This is a genomic window from Nostoc sp., from assembly GCF_036917815.1.
GTDB lineage: Bacteria > Cyanobacteriota > Cyanobacteriia > Cyanobacteriales > Nostocaceae > Nostoc.
Genome location: NZ_JBALEK010000006.1, coordinates 23,428 through 49,171 on the forward strand (window position 1 = coordinate 23,428; position 25,744 = coordinate 49,171).

General features: G+C 40.7%; 9 protein-coding genes. 6 read left to right on the plus strand and 3 right to left on the minus strand.

The genetic code is table 11. The annotated features are described in order from the left end of the window. The first annotated feature begins 157 nt into the window (after nucleotides 1-157). From V7K97_RS01625 to V7K97_RS01635, 3 genes are all read left to right on the plus strand, one after another. The gene (locus tag V7K97_RS01625) at nucleotides 158-5,644 is read left to right on the plus strand and encodes an ATP-binding sensor histidine kinase (protein ID WP_334798962.1); all 5,487 of its coding nucleotides are present in this window, start codon (nucleotides 158-160) and stop codon (nucleotides 5,642-5,644) included. A 20-nt stretch (nucleotides 5,645-5,664) separates the two neighbouring features. Continuing rightward, nucleotides 5,665-13,674 carry an amino acid adenylation domain-containing protein gene (locus V7K97_RS01630; RefSeq protein WP_334798963.1) on the plus strand — a complete coding sequence of 2,670 codons (8,010 nt, stop codon included), beginning with the start codon at nucleotides 5,665-5,667 and terminating at the stop codon, nucleotides 13,672-13,674. Between the two features lie 335 nt (nucleotides 13,675-14,009). Then, complete coding sequence (locus V7K97_RS01635; protein ID WP_334798964.1) at nucleotides 14,010-14,864, plus strand: phytanoyl-CoA dioxygenase family protein; 855 nt, start codon at nucleotides 14,010-14,012, stop codon at nucleotides 14,862-14,864. A gap of 408 nt (nucleotides 14,865-15,272) precedes the next feature. On the opposite strand, the gene chlP is transcribed toward V7K97_RS01635, so the two are convergent. After that, nucleotides 15,273-16,493 carry a geranylgeranyl reductase gene (chlP, locus tag V7K97_RS01640; protein ID WP_334798965.1) on the minus strand — a complete coding sequence of 407 codons (1,221 nt, stop codon included), beginning with the start codon at nucleotides 16,491-16,493 and terminating at the stop codon, nucleotides 15,273-15,275. A gap of 366 nt (nucleotides 16,494-16,859) precedes the next feature. On the opposite strand from chlP, the gene V7K97_RS01645 reads away from it, so the two are divergent. Then, nucleotides 16,860-17,255 (plus strand): endonuclease domain-containing protein, encoded by a 396-nt coding sequence (locus V7K97_RS01645; protein WP_334798978.1) that lies wholly within the window; start codon nucleotides 16,860-16,862, stop codon nucleotides 17,253-17,255. A 489-nt stretch (nucleotides 17,256-17,744) separates the two neighbouring features. Beyond that, entirely contained in the window at nucleotides 17,745-20,912 is a 3,168-nt protein-coding gene (locus tag V7K97_RS01650) for a HEAT repeat domain-containing protein (RefSeq protein ID WP_334798966.1), read from the plus strand. Nucleotides 20,913-20,937: 25 nt separating this feature from the next. Here V7K97_RS01650 and V7K97_RS01655 read toward each other — a convergent pair whose 3' ends face one another. After that, the gene (locus V7K97_RS01655) at nucleotides 20,938-21,060 is read right to left on the minus strand and encodes a hypothetical protein (RefSeq protein WP_334798967.1); all 123 of its coding nucleotides are present in this window, start codon (nucleotides 21,058-21,060) and stop codon (nucleotides 20,938-20,940) included. A gap of 49 nt (nucleotides 21,061-21,109) precedes the next feature. Here V7K97_RS01655 and V7K97_RS01660 point away from each other — a divergent pair, with 49 nt between their 5' ends. Continuing rightward, entirely contained in the window at nucleotides 21,110-22,126 is a 1,017-nt protein-coding gene (locus tag V7K97_RS01660) for a sulfate/molybdate ABC transporter ATP-binding protein (RefSeq protein ID WP_334798968.1), read from the plus strand. A gap of 133 nt (nucleotides 22,127-22,259) precedes the next feature. On the opposite strand, the gene V7K97_RS01665 is transcribed toward V7K97_RS01660, so the two are convergent. Beyond that, a complete protein-coding gene (locus tag V7K97_RS01665) occupies nucleotides 22,260-25,040 on the minus strand; it encodes a M16 family metallopeptidase (protein WP_334798969.1) in 2,781 nt (926 codons plus the stop codon). Between the last annotated feature and the right edge of the window lie 704 nt (nucleotides 25,041-25,744).

Below are 25,744 nucleotides of genomic sequence, written 5' to 3' on the forward strand. Positions count from 1 at the left end.
TATTTATATATGGGTATTGTGAAAAGTTGCTAATCTAAAAAATGATTAAAAAGCAGTGTAGTTATATTTACATTTTCAAATAAAAACATAAGTTTTAATTTAACCATTAATAGACACTCATAATTAATACCTTCCTCATAAATAGCGTAGAGTAAAAATGATTACTAATCCAAAATATAAAATTATAGAAAAAATTTCCGATAGTGTAGATACTGTTGTTTATCGGGCGCAGGAGCTTACAAATGAAAGAATGGTTATCCTGAAAATACTCAAAAATGAATACGCTAATCTTGAATACATAACAGAGTTTAAACATGAGTATGAAATTTCTAAATCATTAAATTTACCAGGAGTTATCAAAATCTATGGATTAGAAAATTATCAAAACAGTATTGCTTTAGTTTTAGAGGACATTGGAGGACAAAATCTAAAACAATTTATTAATCATAATAAAATTAATCTAATAAGTTGCTTAAAACTAGCTATTCAGCTTGCGGATATTATTATAGATTTGCATCAAGAACATATTATTCATAAAGATATTAAACCACAGAATATAATTATTAATCCTAAGTCAATGCAGGTTAAAATTACTGACTTTAGCATTGCCTCGCGTCTGTCAAAAGAAAATGCAATGATCAGTAATCCTAATTTGCTTAAAGGAACACTTGCTTACATGTCTCCAGAGCAAACAGGTCGCATGAATAGGTCGATTGATTACCGCACAGACTTCTACTCTTTAGGCGTAACTTTTTATGAGATGCTGACTGATAATTTGCCATTTAATTGCACGGACCCCTTAGAAATAATTCACTCTCATATTGCCAAACAGCCGATACCTCCTCATCAACTAAACACACAAATCCCAGAGGCTGTATCTAATATTGTCATGAAACTATTATTTAAAACTGCTGAAGAAAGATATCAAAGTGGCTTAGGACTAAAAGCAGATTTAGAGATTTGTTTGAAGCAGTTATTAAATAATGGTAAAATTGAAAACTTTATTCCTGGGAAGTTAGACAAATTTAGCCAATTTACAATTCCTCAAAAACTCTATGGACGCGAGAAAGAAGTAGTATCTATCATGTCAGCTTTTGAGCGCGTAAGTGTTGGCAGAAGTGAGATGATGTTAGTTTCAGGTTATGCAGGAATTGGTAAATCCTGCTTAGTTAATGAAATTCATAAACCTATTCTCCAACAAAAAGGATATTTTATTTCTGGTAAATTTGATCAATTTAAGCGCAATATTCCTTATACGGCTCTAATAGAATCATTTCAAGAATTGACTCAACAATTATTAACAGAAAGCTCTGAAAAGATAATTGTTTTGAAACAGAGACTTTTAGAAGCATTTGGTGGAATTGGCCAAGTTATTATTGATGTTATTCCTGAGATTGAAAAGATTGTAGGTCAACAGCCACCTGTGCCGCAATTAGGAGCAATTGAATCCCAAAACCGCTTTAATCTAGCGTTTCAAAAGTTTATTCAAGTATTTACTCAAAAAGAATGCCCACTTGTTCTATTTTTCGATGATTTACAATGGGCTGATTTGGCCACTCTAAAATTGATTCAGATGTTGATGCTTGATGATAGCCAATATTTTTTGATTATTGGAGCTTATCGAGATAACGAAATAATATCAACTCATTATTTGAATCAAATCTTGAATGAAATCCAAAAAGCGGGAACGATTATCAATAATATTATACTAAAGCCTTTAAGTATTGGTGATGTGTATGAATTAGTAGTCGATACAGTTCATGCTGCAACAGAAAAAACAAAAAAACTAGCTGAACTTCTTTTTAATCAAACTCAGGGAAATCCTTTTTTCTTAACTCAGTTGTTCCAAACTATGCACCAAGAAAAGCTATTAAGTTTTGACTTTAATAGTGGAACATGGCAGTGGGAAATAAATCAAATTGAGACTATTGGCATTACAGATTATGATGCTCTAGAATTAATTGTGAGAAATATTAAAAAATTGCCTCAAGAGACGCAAGATGTCTTAAAACTAGCTGCTTGTATAGGCAATCGTTTTAAGATAAACATTCTCGCAATTGTAAATGAAAAATCTCAATCAGAAACCGCCTCTGAATTATGGGAAGCACTTCAAGCAAGTCTAATTCTGCCCTTGAGCGAAAACTATAAAGCTCCACTGTTTTTTGACGAAGACATATCTACATCCTTAGAATATCAAAAATTAAAAGTTTCATATAAGTTTTTTCACGATCGCATCCAGCAAGCAGCTTATTCCCTGATTCCAGAATCAGAAAGAAAACAAACTCACCTGAGAATTGGGCAATTAATACTAGAATCTTGCCAAAGGGAGGAAATTGAAGAAAATATTTTTAATATTGTTAACCACTTAAATTTTGGTACTGAATTTATTTGCGATCAATCTCAAAGAGTTCGGTTAGCTAAATTAAATCTGATGGCTAGCCAAAAAGCAAAAGCATCATCAGCTTACGAAGCGGCTCTTAGCTATTCAACAGTTGGATTAGAATTACTGACACCATCGAGTTGGAAAAATAACTACGAATTGATGCTAGTACTTCATCTAGAAAGCGTAGAGTTAGAGTACTTAAATACTAATTTTAAACGAGCAGCTATTCTAAGTGAAATTATTCTAGATCAAGCTACCAATCTACTCGATCAAGTCAAGGCTTATCAATTACAAATCCAGTTTTACATGGCTCAAAATCAGATGCTTAAAGCCATTGATACTGGACTAGAAGCGATCGCAAAGTTGGGTATTTCTCTCTCAGCGATACCAAATAAGCAAAGTACTATACCTAATTTACCTCAGCTTCAAGATTTAGAAAATTTTCCAGTTCTAAAAGATCCTTACATACTGGCGGCTTTAAAAATCCTTGTTACTGTTGGTGGTGCGGCTTTTATTACTGACACAACAGGGACAACTTTTCCCCAGATCATCTTGACTGTTGTCAATCTCTGTATTGAACACGGCCATTCAGCTTTGGCTGCTGCTGGATATTCTTGTTATGGTATGGTCTTGTGTAGCTATCCAGAAAATATTGATGCTGGATATCACTCTGGTCAAATAGCTTGGCAGATATTAGAGCAGTTTCAAGCCAAGGAACTCAAAAGTAAAGTATGCTCCCCATTTTATGGTTTTACTTTTCATTGGAAAGAACATATTAAGGAAAGTATTGCTCCTTTAGAAGAAGGGATTCAGAGCGCATTAGAAATTGGAGATTTAGAATACGCTGGCTATTGCTCTGTCCACTATTGCGGTCATATATTTTTTAGAGGAGAACAACTCGAATCAGTAGCTCAACAGCAAGCATCATATATTGATTTGTTACAAAAATTTAAACTAGATTTTCCGATAAACTACATTAAAATTTGGCATCAATTAACATTAAACTTGCAGGGTGTTTCACAAGATAAATTTCATTTGGTTGGCGATAGTTTTAATGAAGAAACAATGCTGCCATATCTACAAGCTACTAAGAATATTACTTCTTTGTTTGCTGCGTATGTCGCCAAAATGATTCTCTTTTACTTATTTAAAGATTATATTCAAGCACTTGATAATGCCAAATTAGCTTCAGAATATACAAGTAGTATGATGGGGATGATTACTGTTAGCATCCACAACTTTTATTATTCTTTAGCCCTAATTAGGTTGTATCCCAATGTTGAACCTAACACTCAACAACAATATATGGCTGTAATCAATGCCAATCAAGAAAAAATGCGGTTATGGGCTGGTCATGCTCCTACTAACTATCAGCATAAATATGATTTAGTGGAGGCAGAAAAAGCGCGAGTTTTAGGGCAAACCTTTGTAGCTATGGAGTATTATGAGCTAGCTATTCAAGGAGCCAAAGAACAGGGATATCTTCAAGAAGAAGCACTAGCCAGCGAGTTAGCAGCAGAATTTTACTTTTCCCGTGGTAGAGATCAGCAGGCGATCTTCTACCTGAGAGAATCTTATCATGCTTATATACGTTGGGGAGCGATCGCAAAAGTCAGTGATTTAGAGTCAAAATACCCCGATTATTGCCCATTCAGAATAAATCAAGAATCATCGAGTTTGAAGACTACCTTGCGAACTACTTCAAGCAAAATCAATAATTTGGCATCTTTTGATTTGTCTACAGTTTTTAAAGCTTCACAAGCTATTTCTAGTGAAATCATGCTAGATGAATTGCTATCTAAGTTGATGACAATTGTTATGGAAAATGCTGGCGCACAAACTAGCTGCTTCCTTTTAGAGAAAAATGGTCAAATGGTAATAGAAGCATTTGTGGGAGTTAACAAAGATGAGATGTTTTTGGAAAACTCCATGTCTTTAGATAATAGTCTATATGTACCTATATCTATAATAAATTATGTGATGAGAACTAAGGAAAGCGTCGTTATTGGTGATGCTAGCTCTGAAGGAAAATTTACTAGCGATCCTTATATTATTCAGAATAAATGTAAATCAGTTTTATGTACACCCATAATTCATCAAAATAAACTTATCGGAATTCTATATCTGCAAAATAACTTAACAACGAATGCATTTACTACTGAACGTTTAGAAGTTTTAAAAATTCTTGCCTCTCAAGCAGCTATTTCTATTGAGAATGCCAAGCTGTATACTAATCTCTCTCAACTAAATGAGAACTTGCAACAAGCTAACCAGCAATTAGAGAACTATAGCAAAAATCTGGAAATAAAGGTCGAAGAGAGAACACAGGAATTACATAAAAAAAATGTGTGCTTGGAAGAACAAGCATTAGAATTAGAACTGACATTAAAGCAACTAAAAACAACACAGATCCAGATGATTCAAAAAGAAAAAATGTCTGGATTGGGTCAATTAGTTGCTGGTATAGCTCATGAAATTAATAACCCAATTAATTTTATATATGGCAATATTTCTCATGCTAATGAATACATTAAGGATCTATTACATCTAGTTAAAGTTTATCAAAAAGCATCACCAAATTTGAATCCTCAAATTCTAGCGGAACAAGAGGATATAGATTTTGAATTTTTGCTTGAAGACTTACCAAAATTGCTATCTTCCATGAAGGTTGGAGCCGATCGCATCCGCCAGATAGTTCTGAGCTTACGTAACTTCTCCCGTTTGGATGAAGCAGAAATGAAGCCAGTCAATATTCATGAAGGTATTGATAGTACTTTACTAATATTACAACATCGACTCAAAACTGAGTCTGTAAATTCTAAGATTGAAATTATCAAAAATTATGCCTCCTTACCATTAGTCGATTGTTATCCAGGTCAACTCAACCAAGTATTTATGAATTTGTTAGCTAATGCTATTGACGCTTTGGATGAGTGTAACTCTCAACGTTCATTGAAGGAAGCTGAACTTAATTCAGGTTATATCAAAATAACTACTGAGTTATTAGAGCAAAATCTGCTAGCTATTCGCATTGCTGATAATGGTTCTGGGATGACACCGGATATACTTTCTCAGATTTTCAATCCTTTCTTTACTACTAAACCTATTGGGAAAGGTACTGGTTTAGGATTATCTATTAGCTACACAATTATTGTAGAAAAACATGGAGGTCAAATTAGTTGTCAGTCAGTACCAGGACAAGGAACTGAGTTCATAATTGAACTTTCAGTACATCAAAAAGATTTAAAATTATTAAAATAAAAACTTTAACCTTAATCATCATGATTAATAATCCTCAAGCTATAAATGTTTTTAATATTTCAATTTCTGAAGTATTGATGGCTCTGGTTACAGGAACTATACTAGATGAGCCTTTTGAATCTTCAAAAATTGGAAAAATATCACGATTAACAACTACACAGCGAGATTTGTATCTGGATAATATGCTTCATCCAGATAGCACTATTTTTACTTTAGGAGTTTCTGTAAATTTGTCAGAAAATTTAGACATATCTATTTGGGAACAGGCAATAAAAATAGTATGTCAAAAAGATGATGCTACTAAAACTAGGTTTGTTTTTTATAAAGGCGAAGCTTTTCAGTTTGTAGATTACAATACTGATGTTAATTTTGAATTTATCGATTTTAATCATAGTTATTTCAATAGTTTACAGCAAGTTATCGAAGAAAAAATTAAAATAAAGTTAGAGTTGCAAAAAGATGATTTATTTAAAAATATCTTAGTCAAAGATCAACAGGGTAGCTATACAGCTATTTTAGGTGCGCCTCATATCCTTTTTGATGGATATTCTGGAAAAGTTTTTTTTGAAAGGGTTGCAAAAGTCTACCAAGACTTAAAAATAGGTAATAATCCTCAAAAATTTGAGGGAAATTCTTTTCATGATTTTACTGGCGATTATGTGGCTCGATTTGATACTCCAGAGATTCAGCAATATTGGCTAGAAACCTTAAGTAAGGTTATTCCTGTTACGCCTTATATCAAAAGCGAAACAGAAAACAAGGCGAAATCAAGAAAAGTACAAATTGCGGGGAATGAGCTAGCACAAATTAGGAAATATTGCAAATTAATAAAATGCAGTATCCCTACATTTTTTAGGGCTGTTTATGGGATTTATTTAAGTAAATATTTACAAGCACCAGCAGATTTTGTATTTTACGATATTTTTGGCAAAAGAGATGAGGAGTTGCTTAATGTTTTAGGTTGTATTTACCAAGTAGTCCCTATTGTTATACCTCAAAAAGAAATTGAAGATGAATCAAGTTTAATTGATTATATTTTATATATAAAAGACTATCGTAAAAAGCTAGATAATCTCCAAAATGTTTCAGTTCTTTTACAAAGGAACTATTTAAAAGATGAAGAATTAAAGTTCTTCTATAATTTTTATAATTTCAGCATTCTGAATATTACTTCTACTGAAGGCGATTGTAGATTAACTGTTCACAATTCTTTTGCTGACAATGAAGTTCATCTGATAATTAACGACTTTAATGATAGTTTAGAAATAGAGATTTTCTATAATCAGAAACATTTCACAGATATAAATTCTTTGGAGAGATTGCTCTTTATAGCCAATCAAGTTAGTCAAGGATGTGAGTATTTTCATCAACTGAATATATTGCTAGAAAGTGAGCAGAAAGAATTAGTAGAAACTTGGAATGATACTAGTAGAGATTACGCATTAGATAAAGGCATTCATCAACTATTTGAAGCGCAGGTGGAGCGATCGCCACATACCTTAGCTCTCATCTTGAAAGAAGGACAGAACCACCAACAGTCTTCACTCACTTACGAGAAGCTCAATCAACGTGCGAATCAGTTAGCACATTATCTGCGTTCAGCGAAGCTGTCGCGTAGCGATTCGCTAGGTGTGAAACCAGATATGCCCATAGGAATCTGTGTAGAAAGAACGCTAGAAATGGCGATCGCAGTTTTGGCAGTTCTCAAAGCTGGTGGGGCTTACGTACCAATGGATTCAGCCTATCCTAAAGAACGTCTAGCCTTTATGCTTGAGGATACTCAAGTACCAATATTACTCACTCAACAAAAACTATTAGCACAGCTTCCTGAAACCAAAGCGCAGATTATCTGTTTAGATAGCGACTGGGACAACATAGGCCAATACAGTCAGGAAAATCCCTCTAGTGAAGTCACACCAGATAATTTAGCCTATATCATCTACACCTCTGGTTCTACAGGCACACCGAAAGGCATCTGTTTAGCTCACCGTCCTTTAGTGAATTTACTGCAATGGCACTTAAACTCACTATTAACAGGTGTACGTACCCTGCAATTTGCCTCTTTGAGCTTTGATGCCAGCTTTCATGAGATGTTTGCTACTTGGTCTTCAGGAGGAACTTTGTTTCTCATCTCAGAAAACTTGCGTCGGGACACTACAGCTTTAGCTCATTTTATTCAGAGTCAAGAGATTGAAAAAGTTATCCTGCCTGTTGTCGTACTACAGCAAATGGCAGAAATGGCTGTATCTGAGTTGGAATTATTTACTAGCTTAAAAGAAGTTACTACCACAGGTGAGCAACTACAAATCACCCCAGCCATTGTCAAATTATTCAAATCACTACCACACTGCTCATTTCATAATCACTATGGGCCATCAGAAACTCACGTAGTAACGGCTTTGACATTAGATCAGAATCCTGATTCCTGGCCAACTTATCCCTCTATAGGTCGTCCCATCGCTAACACCCAAATCTACATACTTGATGGAGAGTTAAAGCCAGTTCCCATCGGTGTTCCGGGAGAGCTTTACATTGGTGGCGATAGTTTAGCTAGGGGTTACTTCAATCGACCCGATCTTACTGCCCAACGCTTTATTCCCAATCCTTATGCAAAATCGCATCGCTTGTATAAAACAGGTGACTTAGCTTGCTACTTACCAGATGGCAATATTGAATACCTGGGTCGGATAGACCAGCAGGTGAAGATTCGCGGCTTCCGCATTGAGTTGGGGGAAATCGAAGCAATGCTATTGCAGCATCCTGATGTTCTTGAAGCCGCAGTCATGGCGCGTGAGGATGTGCCTGGGAACAAGCACCTAGTCGGTTATATTGTTTCCAGCTTGATTCCAGAGCGAGTACCTTATGCAAGTGTTTGTCGAGTGGAAACTGATGACAACCGGATAGTAGAACTACAAACAGAGGATATCTCCAATGCTGGCGTTTGTTTGGTAGGGGTGTCATTTAGTTGGGTAAAAGGTAAGCGCGTCCGTCTTTGCCTAAACTTGCCAGTGACATCGCAAGAACTATGGTTAAATGGCAGCGTTGCTTGGAGTCAGGGTCAACGGGCTGGTATTCAGTTGACTCTAACGCCTACCGAAAAAACCTTGTTTCACCAAAGCATAGACCATATCTTAGAAACCCAACATCTATGGAAGATTTTGCAGCGTACAGTCAGTGGCAATCTCCGTAAATTTCTCAAGGAGAAATTGCCAGATTATATGGTGCCTTCCAGCTTTGTGATGTTAAATGCATTGCCACTAACACCTAACGGGAAAGTAGATCGTCGTTCCTTACCAGCACCCGATCGCACTGGACGGAATCTGGAGCAAGATTTTGTCTCACCTCGTACTACCGTTGAGGAAGTACTAGCAAAAATTTGGGTGGAAGTTTTGCGACTGGAGCAGATCAGCGTCCACGATAACTTTTTTGAGATTGGGGGACACTCACTGCTAGCGACTCAGATAATCTCTCGTGTTCGAGATACCTATCAATTAGATTTACCATTGCGGCGTTTATTCGATGCGCCTACTGTTGCTACCTTGGCGGAAATTATTGAGGCACAACTCCAGCAAAATCTAGAATTGCAGACTCAAGGAATTGTACCTGCAACGCGCAACCAAAACTTGCCTCTTTCTTTTGCCCAGCAGCGATTATGGTTTCTGGAACAGTTCTTACCTGACAATCCCTTATACAACTTACCGCAGAGTTTTCACCTTTTTGGTCAAGTAAATCTAAGTGCCTTAGAAGAGAGTATTAACGAAATTATTCGCCGCCATGAGATTTTACGCACCACTTTTGCTTTCTTAGATGGGCAGCCAGTACAAATTATTGCTCCTACTCTAACTGTAACTTTGCATCGAATAGATTTGAGATCCCTGTCTGACTCGCAAAAAGACACAGAAATCCAGCGATTAACGATTGAGGAGTGCCAACGCTCTTTTAACCTCAATCACGGGCCGCTAGTACGAACCACCCTGTTGCAGTTAGGCGCAGAAGAATATGTATTGCTTTTGAATATTCACCATATTGTTTTTGATGGTTGGTCTGTCGCTACATTTTTCCGAGAACTGAGACTGTTATATCAAGCTTTTGTCAACGGTCAACCTTCTCCCCTAACTGAGCTGCCGATTCAGTATGCAGACTTTGCCCTTTGGCAACGACAATGGTTGCAAGGAGAAGTATTATCAGAGCAACTAGACTATTGGAAGCAGCAGTTAGCAGATTTACCCATTTTACAGTTACCAACCGACCGCCCCCGACCAGCAATCCAAACTTATCGCGGGACGCGTCAACCTTTAGCACTCTCCAAATCTCTCACCGAGAAACTAACCCAACTCAGTCAGCAGGAGGGAGTTACTTTATTTATGACGCTCTTAGCAGCGTTCCAAACATTGCTATTCCGTTATACAAGTAGCGCAGATATCCAAGTAGGTTCGTTAATTGCCAACCGTCACCATCAAGAAATTGAGAGTTTAATTGGATTTTTTGTTAACACCTTAGTACTACGCAGTGATTTTTCTGACTCTCCAACTTGCCGCCAGTTGCTTAAGCAAGTGCGAGAAGTGACTTTAGAAGCATACTCCCATCAAGACTTACCCTTTGAAAAACTGGTAGAGGAACTAGAACCAGAACGAGATTTGAGCCGCCATCCCCTCTTCCAAATCGGCTTTGCTCTGCAAAATGTACCCATACAAGCTCTGGAACTTTCGGGTTTGACTATTAACCATCGCTTAGAACACAATGGCGCAGCCAAGTTTGATCTGTTCCTAGAACTATTTGAAACGCCAGATGGGATTAGTGGTTGGTTTGAGTACAGCACCGATTTATTTGACGCTGCTACCATCTCTCGCATCGGGGAAAATTTTCAGACTTTAGTTGCAGGTATCGTTGCTAATCCCGACCAGAAAGTTGCAGATTTACCCCTTTTAACAGCTACTGAGCGCCAACAATTATTAGTGGGATGGAATCAAACTCAAGCAGATTACCCTGAACAAAGTTGCATTCACCAACTATTTGAAGCACAAGTACAGCGTGAGCCTGATTCTGTAGCAGCAATTTTTACAGAACAGCAAATAACTTATCATGATTTGAATGCCAGAGCCAATCAATTAGCCCGTCATTTACAAACTTTAGGTATCGGGCCAGATGTATTAGTAGGGATTTGTGTAGAGCGATCGCTAGAGATGCTCGTAGCTATATTAGCGATTCTCAAAGCTGGTGGAGCTTATGTACCCCTAGATACCGCCTATCCACAGCAGCGTTTATCTTTAATGCTGACAGACTCTCAAGTAACAGTGCTATTAACCCAACAACATTTGTTGGAGCAGCTTCCCGAACATCAAGCTAGTATTGTCTGTTTGGATAGAGACTGGGAGGATATTGCTACCCAAGCCCAAGATAATCTGGATACTAATCTCCATCCTGACAATTTAGCTTATGTCATCTACACCTCCGGTTCTACTGGCAAACCAAAAGGTGTAGCGATGCCGCACCGTCCCTTAGTCAACTTAATTGCTTGGCAATCGCAAACTTCCACAGTTGGGTTTGGCAGCAAAACACTGCAATATACACCCATTAGCTTTGATGTTTCCTTCCAAGAAATCTTTGCTACCTTGACTACAGGCGGAACATTGGTACTGATTTCAGAATCAATGCGTCGTGAACCCACACAACTGCTGCAACTTCTGAACCAAGCAGAGATTGAGCGCTTGTTCCTACCCTATGTAGCTTTGCAACAATTAGCGGAAATTGCCAGGATAGAAGGCATAGTCCCCTGTAGTTTACGCGAAGTGATTACGGCTGGGGAACAGTTACGCATTACAGAGGCGATCGCACATTTATTTCGCCAATTGCCTAACTGCACTCTCCACAACCACTATGGCCCATCAGAAACTCATGTCGTCACTGCCTTTACCCTCGCCAATTCACCTACAGATTGGTCAGTTTTGCCACCCATTGGACAACCGATTGCTAATAGTCAAATCTATCTATTAGATTCTCAGTTACAACCTGTTCCTGTAGGTGTACCTGGAGAACTCTACATTGGTGGTATTGGTATAGCGCGTGGCTATCTCAATCGCTTGGATCTTACAGATGCTCGGTTCATTGCCAACCCCTTTGAGAATTCAAAATGCGATCGCCTTTATAAAACAGGCGATTTAGCCCGCTACTTGAGCGATGGCAATATCGAATATCTCAGTCGTATCGATCATCAAGTGAAAATTCGCGGCTTCCGAATCGAGCTAGGAGAGATTGAAGCTTTACTAGCACAACATCCCTCTGTCAAAACAAGTGTTGTTATAGATCGGGAAGATGTACCTGGACAAAAGCGTTTGGTAGCTTATGTAGTGCCAAATCAACAATGCGATCGTGACAGCCAATTTACATTAGAACTTCGCCACTCTCTCAAACAAAAGCTACCAGAATATATGATACCTACAGCTTTTGTCTGCTTAGAGAAATTACCACTAACACCCAGTGGCAAGTTAGATCGTCGAGCATTACCTGCTCCCGATCAATCCAGACCCATTCTAGAAGTAGCATTAATTACACCTCGTACTCCGACTGAGGAAAAAATGGTCGGTATCTGGATTAAGATACTTGGCATTGAGAATGTGGGCATTCAAGATAATTTCTTTGAACTTGGCGGTAATTCCCTATTAGCAGCGCAGTTAATGATGTATGTGCGAGAAACTTTTCAAGTACAGATGCCTGTAAGGTCTATTTTCGAGCAGCAGACTATAGAGGGACTGTGCCAGATACTTGAGAAATTACATCACGGAGAAAATACTGCTGTCAATAATGTTATTAGTTTCAAAGCTGAAGCCGTACTCGATCCAAACATCTATCCCCAAGGAGTGCTTGCTAAAGACATCAGTCAGCCAAAGCATATTTTCTTAACAGGTGCTACCGGCTTTCTCGGTGCTTTCTTACTACATGAATTGTTGCAGCAAACAGAGGCAAAAATATATTGCCTTGTGCGTGCTGATAATGAGAGTGAAGGTTTGAGAAGGTTGCAGAAAAACCTAGAAAAATATTTAATCTGGGACGCAAACCAAAGTTCAAGAATTATTGCTATACCAGGAAATTTAGATCGGGAGCATCTAGGACTTTCTTTAGAGCAATTTGAGAAGCTAGCAGAGCAGATAGATGTTATTTATCACAGTGGCGCTCAAGTCGGGTTTGCTAAACCATATTCTTTAATTAAGGCAGTAAATGTTCTTGGCACTCAAGAAGTTCTGAGATTGGCATGTCACGCTCAACTCAAGCCAGTACACTACATCTCAACAATTGCCATTTTTAGCACAATTGCTTGTTTTAATGGATTGAATGTCCTTTATGAGGACGATGATATAGATCCTAGTGAAACTTATCTTCATCAAGATGTTGGTTATATACAAAGTAAATGGGTAGCTGAAAAACTTGTTTGGATTGCGAAATCTAGAGGTATCCCTGTAACAGTTATTAGATCGGGATTTTTAATGGGTCATCCCCAGACTGGTGTAACGAATACAGATGACTACATATCTAGATTAATCAAAGGTTGTATTCAATTAGGTAGTTTTCCAGATTTAGTTAATCAAAAACAAGATTTAATTACTGTTGATTATGCCAGTAAAGCTATTGTTCAAATATCTAGAAGAAAAGAATCTTTAGGAAAGGCATTTCATATAGTTCCTTTGGCATCCCAAAATATTGATTTAACTAGATTATTTGACTTGGTATCGAGTTGTGGATACCAACTGAAAAAAGTGCCTTATGAACAATGGACAAACGATTTAATCAATCAAGCTCGATACTCTCAGGAAAATCCTTTATTTCCTCTGATACCCATGTTAACCGAAAAAGTCCATCAAGGGCTGACTGGATGGCAACTATATCAAAACACTCCTGATTTAGACTGTCGCAATACACTTGAGGCAATTGCTGATACTTCCATCTACAGTCCATCAATGGATACTGAACTAATCAGTAAATATTTAGCTTATTTCCAAAATAGCGGATTTTTAAATATAGATTTTGTAAAGTAGACATATTTGTTATACCAATTTAATGTGAAGTTGCACATATCTTGATCCCCCTAAATCCCCCGATAAATTGGGGGACTTTGATAGATGTTTTTCCGGTTGCCCCCTTATTAAGGCTTGCTCGGGGGGATCGAATTCTATGCAGCTTCATGAAAAATTGGTATTAAGTAATTTAGCTAGGTAAAACTCATTGGTACTTAAAACACTTATGAAAGCTTTGAAGGTTTTTGAGTAGTTTACCCTATCAAAAATGATTAAAGTCATTTAAGTGTTCCTGGCAATGTCTCTAAACTTTAAAAGAGTTAAATTTTAATTGTTCATAGATATAAGGTTTTAATATGTACCTAACAGAAGAACAATTATTAATCTATAGAAATCAAGGATTTATTTTATTATCAGAATATTTCTCACGCGCTGAAGTCGAAATTATGAAAGCAGAATTATCTGCTATATCTACAGAAAAGTCACCAAAAAAGATTCTTGAAAAAGATAATAAGACTGTACGTTCACTTCACGGCTCACATACTACAAATGATGTTTTCAATTCCCTAGCAAGACATCCATTCATTGTTGAGCCTGCTATGCAAATAGTTGGCAACCAAGTATATATATATCAATTCAAAGTCAATCTTAAGGCAGCGTTTACTGGTGATATTTGGAAATGGCATCAAGACTATATCTATTGGCGTAAGGAGGATGGAATGCCAAGACCACAAGTAGTCAATGCCATGTGTCTGTTAGATGATATGAACGAATTCAATGGCCCGCTATTTGTTATTCCTAGTTCCCATAGAGAAGAGATGATTGACGTTACGAGTGATCATCCTAAAGTGGCAACCACAAATTCTAATATTTCTAGTGACGGCGATGCATGGATATCGAGTTTTAGTGCTAATTTGAAGTATTCTCTAAGCCCAGAATTGGTTACTGATTTAGTATCGAAGTATGGAATTTATTTGATAAAAGCAGTGGCGGGTTCAGTACTATTTTTTGATAGCAACATTGTACATGCTTCATCAAATAATATCTCACCATTTGGGCGATCTACTGTGATTATTACTTATAACAGTATTGAAAATATTCCTTTACCAGTTCAAAATCCCCGACCAGATTTTCTTGTGAGTCAAGATTATCGACCAGTCACTCCTCTAGCACCTGATGCGTTATCTAAGTTTTCTCGTGTTCTGATATGAATCAGGACTTATATCATGTCCCCTTGATTACTTATCAAACCTGAAGAACCCCACCCCGCCAAAGCTACGCTTTGTCTCCCCTCCCGAAGAGCGGGGAGGGGATTAAGGGGAGCCAGTGCGGTCTTGGGGTCTCCCCAAGTGGAGCATCTGGCGTGTGGGGTGCAATGACTGTGGGAATCATAACTAATTATGCGGACATGATATTACGCAAACAATAGCTAAAACCCTTATTTTTAGGTAGGGGCAATTCATGAATTGCCCCTACAGCGTGTAGCCGAAAGAATATTGCCATTGGCAAACTTGCAATTATAATTGCCCAAAACTGCAATCAAGGTAATTAAAAATTAAACAATAATCCCCGTCTCTTGAGAGCGGGGAGTGTCAAAAGTTCAAGTATTCCGCACTCAATTAAGGTGCAAGTGCATTACCCCGAATTAGGCTACCAATGGTTTTGGCAGTAATTTTTAATTGGGTGATGGGATTAGCTGGGACAACCGTCTTATACAAATAGCTATCGAATGTTAGCCGTTGTACATCAAGGTCATCGCACATTTCCACAAACGCCTCGCGGGTGGCGTTAGAACGATAGAAAACGGTTTGCAGAATGTCCAACACCTTGTAAGTGAGTCCATATCTTTTATCCCAACGCTTCAGATAAACCTTGAGGTCGTTTTCTGTAGGAATACGGCTACCACTGTTAGATGTTTCGACAATGGTTTCAGCACACATCCGCCCAGATTTAGCGGCAAAATAAATACCTTCACCAGAAGACTTGGTAACATAACCAGCAGCATCTCCCACCAAAGCGATACGACCGACAACACGACGGGGACGGGGATGTTCAGGAATGGGGTGGGCTTCTATTTTGATGATTTTACCGCCTGCTAGCTTCTCGGAAGCACGAGCGCGGATGCCAGCTTGTAACTGTTTGATGCTGGCTTTGTTGACGTGCATTGTACCAGTACCGACAGCTACGTGATCATGTTTGGGGAAAACCCAAGCGTAGAAATCCGTAGAAACGTCATCACCGACATACATTTCGGCGAGGTCGTTATAGTAGGCCATTTTGTCTTCGGGTAAGCGAATTCGCTCTTGGAAAGCGATCGCATAATTGTAATCCCCAGCGTCCATTTCTTTAGCAACGCGGGAATTTGCCCCATCCGCCCCAATGATTAAATCCACCTTCAGAGTTTTGGCAATACCCTGTGATATCCCCTCTGTGTGGTCAATGTAATGGATGGTATACGGGTCAGTATTGTTTCCTGGTATATCGAGTTTATGAACAGTGGCATTAATTAAATTTGCGCCGACTTTTGCCGCGCGATCGCGCAAAAAGCCATCCAGCACTTCCCGGCGGCACATTCCTATATATTCTTCTTCATTTACCAGATTGATATCAACCTCCCGATTGGAAGGCGAAATCATTTTCATCTTCCGTACCCGGCGATCGATAATCTCTGGTGGTAAGTCAAATTCACTCACCATACATAGGGGAATTGCACCCCCACAAGGCTTTGCATTGTCTAGCTTCCGCTCAAACAGGTAGGTTTCAATCCCAGAGGCTGCCAGTGTTTCTGCGGCAGAGGAACCAGCAGGGCCTGACCCAATAACAGCAACCCGTAGTGTCAAAGGTCTTTCTCCCAAATCTTCACATTTACCCAGAGCATACTACCACGGTCTTTCGGGTGATTTGACGCTTTCCCTTCAGGTTTCTACTGAAATGCAATATTCCTTAATGTTTCGATACGAAAAGCGAGATGGGGGATGGATCGCATTTACCACTAGGACAGATTGTCATTGCGAATGAAGCGAAGCGGAATGAAGCAATCGCAAGGTCTAGGTGTTGCGATTGCTTCGCTCCATTTCATTACGCTCGCAATGACAAAATATGTTTTTATACATTTGGGATGCTCCGGTTCCCCCCTTTTTTAAGGGGGGTTAGGGGGGATCTCGAATGACTATGCACCTTAACCTACGCAGTATTGGGTAGGAGGTATAAACACTAGGACAAACAAACTCAATAGCAGCAATCTCCATTTACCTTACAATCAAAAGCTTGTAGAAAGATCGAAAGAACTTCGTAAAAATATGACCCCAGCAGAAAAAAAGCTGTGGTATGAATATTTGAGAAATTTTCAATATCGGGTTTTAAGACAACGACCAATTCATCATTTCATAGTTGATTTCTACTGTCCTACTTTACAAACAGTGATTGAAATTGATGGGGATACCCATTTTACAAATGAAGGTCAAGATTATGATCTGGAGAGAACAAACATTTTAGAAGCCTATGGTTTAAAGATTATTAGGTTTACAAATAGTCAAGTTTTAAATCACTTTGATAGTGTGTGTGAGCAGATACAGCGTCTGATCCCCCCTAGCACCGCTTAAAAAGCTACGGTGTACACACACAAGTCTTCTAGAGTTGCACCCCAGGCTTTAGATCCCCCCAACCCCCCTTAAAAAGGGAGGCAAAAAGCTCTTAAAGTCCCCCTTCTTAAGGGGGATTTAGGGGGATCTAAAACGTTTTGCTACGGAGAAGAGGCCTTTTCAAATATCCTCTTAACCGAATCGTATTGAGAGTCTCCTGATTTGCAAAACGAGATGTATCTTTTGGTGAATGAACCTCAAAGCTTCGTGAATGAACCTCAGAGCTTCGCCTATGAACCTCAAAGCTTCGTCGATGAACCTCAGAACTTCGTCGATGAACCTTAGAGCTTCGTTAATGAACCTCAAAGCTTCATTAATGAACCTCAGAGTTTTGTTAATGAGTCTTTAATGCTCGTTAACGAGTATTAAAGACTCTCAATCAGGAATTAGGAATTACAAGGTTGTTGTTATACTCATAACCGCGTGTAATCTGCCGCCTTGCCCTGATTTATGCTCATAACTCCCCGCCACACCCGCAAGCCGCTCTTTTTCCTTTTCTGTTTCACCCTACTCCTGACTCTCTTCCTCTGTCTACCTTGGGTAAATGCTGAAGAAAAACCTAAGCTAGAAGCATGGCAGATTAACGGTTTCGTAGCAGCCCTAAAAGACCCAATACCCGAAGTCAGGGCTAAAGCAGCAGAACACTTGGGTGAATATCAGCTAGATAACCCTAAAACCCAGATAAAAAACTATGATGAGCTTGTAAAACAGTTTGTCAAACAGTTGCACGATAAAGATTCAGCAGTTTCCCGCCAAACAGCAGCACAGGCACTAGGGCAGATGCAAGCCAAGGAACAAGCTCCACAAGTTGTCCTACTGCTCAAAGATTCTGACCCTGATGTCCGTAATGCAGCAGCACAGGCACTAGGGCAGATGCAAGCCAAGGAAGTAGTTCCACAAATTGTCCTGCTGCTCAAAGATTCTGACCCTGATGTCCGTAATGCAGCAATACAGGCACTAGGGCAGATGCAAGCCAAGGAAGTAGTTCCACAAATTGTCCTCCTGCTCAAAGATTCTGACCTTAATGTCCGTGGTGCAGCAATACAGGCACTAGGGCAGATGCAAGCCAAGGAAGTAGTTCCACAAATTGTCCTGCTGCTCAAAGATTCTAGCTGGTATGTTCGTGAAGCAGCAGCACAGGCACTAGGGCAGATGCAAGCCAAGGAACAAGCTCCACAGCTTGCCCTCCTGCTCAAAGATTCTGACTCTGGTATCCGTGTTGCAGCAGTAAAGGCACTAGGGCAGATGCAAGCCAAAGAACAAGCTCCACAATTTGTCTTGCTGCTCAGAAATTATGACGCTGGTGTCCGTGGTGCAGCAATAGAGGCACTAGGGCAGATGCAAGCCAAGGAAGTAGTTCCACAAATTGTCCTCCTGCTCAAAGATTCTGACCCGGATGCCCGTTATGCAGCAATAGAGGCACTAGGGAAGATGCAAGCCAAGGAAGTAGTTCCACAACTTGTCCTACTACTCAAAGATTCTGAATTCTATATCCGTTATGCAGCAATACAGGCACTACAGCAGATGCAAGCCAAGGAACAAGCTCCACAAATTGTCCTGCTGCTCAAAGATTCTAACGCTGGTGTCCGTGGTGCAGCAGCACAAGCACTAGGGCAGATACAAGCCAAGGAACAAGCTCCACAAATTGCCCTCCTGCTCAAAGATTCTGACCCTAGTGTCCGTAGTGCAGCAGCACAAGCACTAGGGCAGATACAAGCCAAGGAAGTAGTTCCACAGCTTGCCCTCCTGCTCAAAGATTCTGACCCTAGTGTCCGTAGTGCAGCAGCACAAGCACTCATGAAACTAGGGCAACAAGATTTGCCAGTTGTTGTACAAGTTCTAGATTCAGTTCACTCTTATGCTTCTGAGATTGGTCAAATCAGGTTTTTAGCTTATTTTTTGGGAGGTGGTGAACCACAAGTAGAAACTCTTATGCAATGGGTTGGTAAACCTAAAACCCCACCAGAGAAACCAACATATAAGCAGGGAGTGGAAATAATGGAAGTTTTCGAGAAAGCCTGGAAAGATTGTGATTCTCTACCAGACCTGCAAAGAGAACTAGCAGAACAAATTTCCGAAGTTGCCACTAACAAAAACATTCCTTGGGGATTACAAGATATTGGTTTATTGCAAAGCCATTACAACAACCTCAAAAAAGTCAACTCCACCAATGCTAATGCGGTGCAGTCAGCAATAGATCATTTGGAAGGGTGGCAGTGGTTTATCAGTAGCAGAAACACCATCCTCATTCATGCTCTCTTTTGGCTAGCCCTCATCTTTGCCTACCCCAAATTTCCCCAAGTCCAAGCCATCTTCTTCTGGAACCCTTGGGTACGCCGTATTCTCGGCGTGGGCTATGTCGGCTTTCTCCTCACCTGGTTTCCCCCCTTCCGCCGCAAATTATTTGAACCCTTCAAACCTTCCCTATTAGCCGATGCCGGCTTAGATAATTTTTATGAGCAATCATACTTCCCAGAGTCTCAAGTCAAAGTTCCAGGCTCAGGAGACATCCTGCCAATTACCGCAGCCTTACCAAGTATTCAAGGACAAATTATCTTACAAGGTGATTCCGGCTTAGGCAAGTCGATGTTTCTCCGTCATCTCTTGAAAAACTCCCAGCGCATCGTCGTTTATCTCCCCGCCCAAAAATGTCATAAAGGCGTAATTGAAGCCATTCAAGACAAGCTACACGGCCAAGCCCAAGATGCCGACTTCCTGAAAAACCTAATTTACAGTGGCGCAATAGATATCTGCATCGACGGACTCAACGAAGTCACCGCCGAAACACGCGCCAAAATCTGCCAGTTTGTCGAAAGCTATTTCCAGGGCAACATTATAATGACAACCCAGCCCCTAGAGTGGACACCACCCTCAACAGCAAAAACATACTACTTGCAGCCCCTTGAACAACAACAAATTCAAGAGTTTTTGATCTCCCGTCAGCCGCGACTCCCCAAAGATGCAAAAATTCAAGGTGCTGATTACGCCCAAGCCAGCACCAAATATTTAACAGAAGTCCTCAAAGACCAGCAAGCCCAAGAAGAGTTAGATGCTGTCCGCCGAATTCTTTCCAATCCAATGGATCTAACAGTGGTAGCGCTGATGTTATCACAAGGTAAACATCCAAACTTGTTTCGCCTGCAAGAACAGCAATACAACCTGATGGCGGCAGAATACCTGCAAGAATGGAAACAAGAATTTCCGCTCAAAAGATTTTCCGCCGCCATCTACCGAATGCGACTCGAAGACAAACAAGCCTTACCTGGGGATGAATTTCACCAAGTTGTCATGTCTTTAGAAGACGAGAAATACAAAATGGTAGTCAGCCGTCAGTGGCAAGATGAAAAAGGCGAAGCGAAGAAAGAATGGTACTTCCGCCACGATAAAATCATGGATTTCTTCTTAGTGCAAAACTTTCTGGGTGAAAGTGATGCCGCCGAAGGACTATTAGTTGATAGAATGGGCGACCCGCGTTTTCGTGGTGTTTACTTCTTGCTAGCAACCTTACTGCCTTTAGATGCAGCCAAAGAACTGCGGGAAGATTTGATTCAATACGCGGCTGACACTAAAGACAATACGGTGAGTAATACCTTTGTGCAGTTGTTGCGGACTAGGTAAGTGGGCATGGGGCAATACGGTTCGGTTAAGGCAAGAGACGCGATAAATCGCCGTCTCTACATTCTTTTTCGGAGATGTCTATTGTAGCTAGTGCGATCGCTAAATCTTGTTCATCTGTAAATAACGATGTATGGTATATGTAAGGCACAGTAATCCTACCAAGGATCTGTAGATTGAGTTACAGAGGTATAGCAGCAGTGGGCATAGTAGTTGAAAACGTCTCCAAACAATTCGGGAGTTTCAAGGCAGTTGATCAGGTCAGCCTGGAAATTAAGAGTGGTTCGCTAGTTGCGCTTCTGGGCCCATCGGGATCAGGGAAATCTACGCTATTACGGTTAATTTCAGGTTTAGAAATGCCAGATAGCGGCAAAATTCTGCTGACCGGTAAGGACGCTACATATCAAAGTGTGCAACAGCGAAATATTGGCTTTGTGTTTCAGCACTATGCCCTATTTAAGCATCTGACTGTCAAGCAAAATATTGCCTTTGGCTTAGAAATTCGCAAGGCAGAGCCAAAGAAGATTAAGGGGCGGGTAGAACAGTTACTCGAATTGGTGCAATTGACTGGACTAGGCGATCGCTATCCGTCACAACTTTCTGGTGGTCAAAGACAACGGGTAGCTTTAGCCAGGGCACTGGCAGTAGAACCTGATGTATTACTGCTAGATGAACCCTTTGGCGCACTTGATGCGAAAGTCCGCAAAGACTTACGGGCATGGTTACGCCGCCTCCATGATGAGGTTCATGTTACCACGGTTTTCGTTACCCACGACCAAGAGGAAGCAATGGAAGTCTCCGATGAGGTTGTGGTGATGAATAAAGGGCGGATCGAACAGGTGGGGACACCATCTGAAATTTACGATGATCCGGCTACAGCTTTTGTGATGAGTTTCATCGGGCCAGTGAACATATTGCCCAGCACCTCGAATATCTTTAAAAGTAGCGGATTTGATGCGCCACACCCACAAGTATTTTTGCGTCCCCAAGATGTGATTTTTGAAAAGGTTGCCAACGGTACCACTACACCTGCGACAGTGAGCCGATTGGTACATTTGGGTTGGGAAATTCAGGTGGAATTAACTTTCGATGATGGACAAGTGGTGATGGCGCATTTAACACGCGATCGCTTTAATGATTTAGAGTTAGAACCGAAACAGCGAGTGTATGTAAAGCCAAAGGATGCAAAGTCATTCCCTGTTTCTTATTCAATTTAAACTTTTGCCAGGTTGCTAAAGGTTAAAGACCTAACCCCCCAGCCCCCTTCCCTACAAGGGAAGAGGGAGTTTGACTCCCCTCTCCGAAACGGAGAGGGGTTGGGGGAGAGGTTCTTCTATGTATCTGAGGTAATTAGCCGCCCTTGGGCACAGTCTCTCCGGGACCTGCGGTGACAATCACCAGATTTTCTGGCTTAATTAAATCTTCAATTGCCTTTTGGATGTCAGTCATCGTAACTGCTTGAATTTGCTGGGGAAAATCTCGGATTTCCGCCGGTGAAAGTCCTAAGACAGAATTATCTAAAATGATGCTGGATACATCACTGGGATTAGCTAAATCCACAGGGTAACTATTGGTAATTGAGCGTTTTGCAGTGTTTAATTCCGCCTCACTCACTCCTTGCTCGCGTAACTGTTTGAGTAAAGCGAGAGTACTGGCGATCGCTTTTTGGGCATCTCCAGGAGCAGTCTGCATTTGAATCAAGAACGGGCCGGGGTTGATGCCGGCGGCAAAACCGCTATATATACCGTAGGTTAAACCTTGGCGATCGCGCACTTCCGTACCCAAGCGGCTCGATAAGGTATCACCACCGAAAATTTGATTTAGCACCAGTGCCGCATAATAACGTGGATCTTTCCGAGAGATGCCATTGTAGCCAATGTAAGTAACAGCCTCAGTTTTACCAGGAATTACTTTGTTTAGACGTGTCAAAGTTTGCGGTAATGGTACGGTCTGGATTTCGAGAACAGGTGGCTTACCTGCGGCTTGCCATTTACCAAACACCTGATTCAGCAAAGTTTTTACCTTGGCTGGCTCAAAGTCTCCAACTATTGCGATCGTCGTCGTATCTGGTCGGTAGTGTGTCTGATAGAAGCCAAGTAAATCATCACGAGTAATATTCTTTAAACTCTCGGCTGTGGGAAAGCTATGGAATGGATGATTTTCCGGGTAAATTGCTTGCTGGAATACTTGCCGTCCTAAACCTCTAGGATCATCTAGCTGGACTTTCAGACTTGTCAATGCCCGTTGGCGACTCAGTTCTAACTGATCGGCGGGGAAAGTGGCGTTTTTTAACACATCTGCTAGAGTTTGAATCAATATTGGCAGATTTGCTGAAAGTCCCTCACCGCTAACGCTAGTTCCCTCGCGGCTAGCGCCGAAGCTCAAATCGGCTCCCCGGTCTTCTAAAATTGTTGCTAGGGTCAGAGCATTTTTAGTCTTTGTCCCATTCATTAAGTTGTTTGCAGTCAGATTCGCTAATCCAGCTTTTTGATTGCCGTCAAATTCAGTACCGGCGTTAATTTGTCCACTCAGGTTAATGGTGGGAAGGTTGCGATCGCTTAACAACAAAACTTTCAAACCATTATTTAAGGTAAACTCTTCTGGTAGCGATTGTTTGCCCGAATCTGTCGCTGATGTGGTAGGTGGCAGATATTTCGCCAGTTCTGCTGGATCTACGGGTTTACCAGGGCTGAAATTTTCCACCGTGCGACTAGAACCAGCGTTAGAAGTTCCTGGTTTGCCATCTGGTTGAGTCGGCTCAAAGAAACCGATGGTTTGTTGAGCCGGGTTGAGGTAAGTTTTCGCTACTTGCTGCACTTGAGCGGGGGTGACTTTAGCGATCGCAGCCAGATAGGTTTCAATAAAACGATAATCCCCTGCGATCGTTTGGTTATACCCCAGTTGAGTAGCCTGACTAGTGATGTCTTGGTTCCCCAAAATATACGAGGCTTGCAGTTGCGTCTTCGCCCGGTTCAACTCTTCTAAGGTAACTGGCTCCTGTTGCAATTTTGTTAAAGATTCCTGGAGTACCTGGGCAATTTTACTCAACTCTTTACCTGGAGCCGCCGTAGCATCAATTTGATACCAACCGGGTTCAATGAGTTCCGCAGCACCACCACTCACTGAACTGGCGAGTCCAGATTCCACCAAAGCCTGGTAAAGCCTAGAGCTACGTCCACCTGTGAGAATAGCATCCATCAAATCAATTGCCGGCACATCAGGATGTTTGATATCTGGTAGAGGATACACCGCTTGCAATATGGCTGCACTTCCAGGTTGCTTGAGAACAATTGGTGCTTTTTTAGCAGTAGACGGGGATGAAGAAGCAGCGGTGGGTAATTTCCCTATCTCTGCGTGTCCTCTTTTTACCAACTTCCCGTAAGTTTCTTTGACAAATTTAAGTACAGGTTCCGTGGCAAAATCCCCGGTAATAACCAACGTGGCATTTTCTGGGCTGTAATAGGTTTGGTAATAATTCCGTACCTGCTCCACCGTGAATTTTTCGACATCGGCTTTTGTGCCTCCCACCGATAAGCCATAAGCTCGATTGGGGAAAACAGCCCGCATCACTGCCCGATTCAGACGATAGCCAGGTGAATTTTCGTACCCCTGTAACTCAGAGATTACCACCCGCTTTTCACTTTTTAGTTGTTCAGGACCAACTAAAGAGTTTTCCATGCGATCGGCTTCCAGTGTCAGCAGTGCTTCTAATTTGTCTCGCTGCACTGTACCAAAATAAGCCGTTTCGTCATAACTAGTAAAAGCATTGAACTGGCTACCCAAAGCACTAAACAACCTTCCAAACTGTACTGGACGGTCATTTGTACCTTTGAACATCAAATGTTCTAGCTGGTGAGAAATGCCATTCTCTCCCTTAACCTCATTGCGTGAACCAACTTTATACCAAACCTGCACACTCACCACTGGAGCGGTATGAACTTCTTTAGTTAGCACCGTTAAGCCATTGTCCAATACCGTTTTTTGTACGCCTTGGGTGAATGAGAGAGCCGATGCAGGTGCAGGTGTCACTGCTGTTGGTGTTGCAGCATTGGTGAAATTGCCCGACAAAGGCACGATAGTTAAGAGCAGGCTCAGGAAAAATCCTATAAGCATGTATGAGCGCCGTTTCATAAGCAATGCAAAATTTCCAATTTTTAAATAAAACCCCAAAGGGCATTTCAAAACTTAAATCTAACTCAAGTTGTTAGTTATAGAGGGAATAAGACAAAAACAAAATAAAATCTCCTCAAAAAAAATTTGGTAGGGGAAGATGACACATAAACTTAAACTTATTGCCACACCAATTTTTCTGCGGTGAGTTAGCCCCGAAATTTTATTTATAGGGGCAATAGGAACAGACGATTTTAATCGCCGCCCCCATGTTAAAATACCCCAGATGGGTAAATTTAGTGTAGTCCAATAAGCTGAGAAATCAGGATATTAAAACAGTGATATCTTAGGAATCTCCGTGGCTTCAGCCCAATAAATACCAATGCAAATATATTAATAACCTTTGCAATGTGTTCCATGTTACACGATTTTCGGAATATCCAGTTTTAAAATCAGCTTTAAGAAGTTGTTTGAAAAGTAGTTAGCTGTGATTTTAGGCACTTGTTGATCCCCCCTAACCCACGCCAGTCGCTCTACTTGGGGAGACCCCAGACGCTCTCTACGAGACGCTAAAAGCGTAGCTTGCTTCCCTGTAAGGGTACGCGGACTCGCTATCGCTTTTAGCGTCTCCCCTTCTCACATTGGGAGAGGCTAGCGCCAAGGGAGAAGACCGCGCTGGCTCCCCGATAAATTGAGGGAAGAATCAAAGTCCCCCAATTTATCGG

Coding starts and splice junctions, on each gene's coding strand:
- V7K97_RS01625 (WP_334798962.1), top strand. CDS start 158: ATGATTACTAATCCAAAATATAAAATTATAGAAAAAATTTCCGATAGT.
- V7K97_RS01630 (WP_334798963.1), top strand. CDS start 5,665: ATGATTAATAATCCTCAAGCTATAAATGTTTTTAATATTTCAATTTCT.
- V7K97_RS01635 (WP_334798964.1), top strand. CDS start 14,010: ATGTACCTAACAGAAGAACAATTATTAATCTATAGAAATCAAGGATTT.
- V7K97_RS01650 (WP_334798966.1), top strand. CDS start 17,745: ATGCTCATAACTCCCCGCCACACCCGCAAGCCGCTCTTTTTCCTTTTC.
- V7K97_RS01665 (WP_334798969.1), bottom strand. CDS start 25,040: ATGAAACGGCGCTCATACATGCTTATAGGATTTTTCCTGAGCCTGCTC.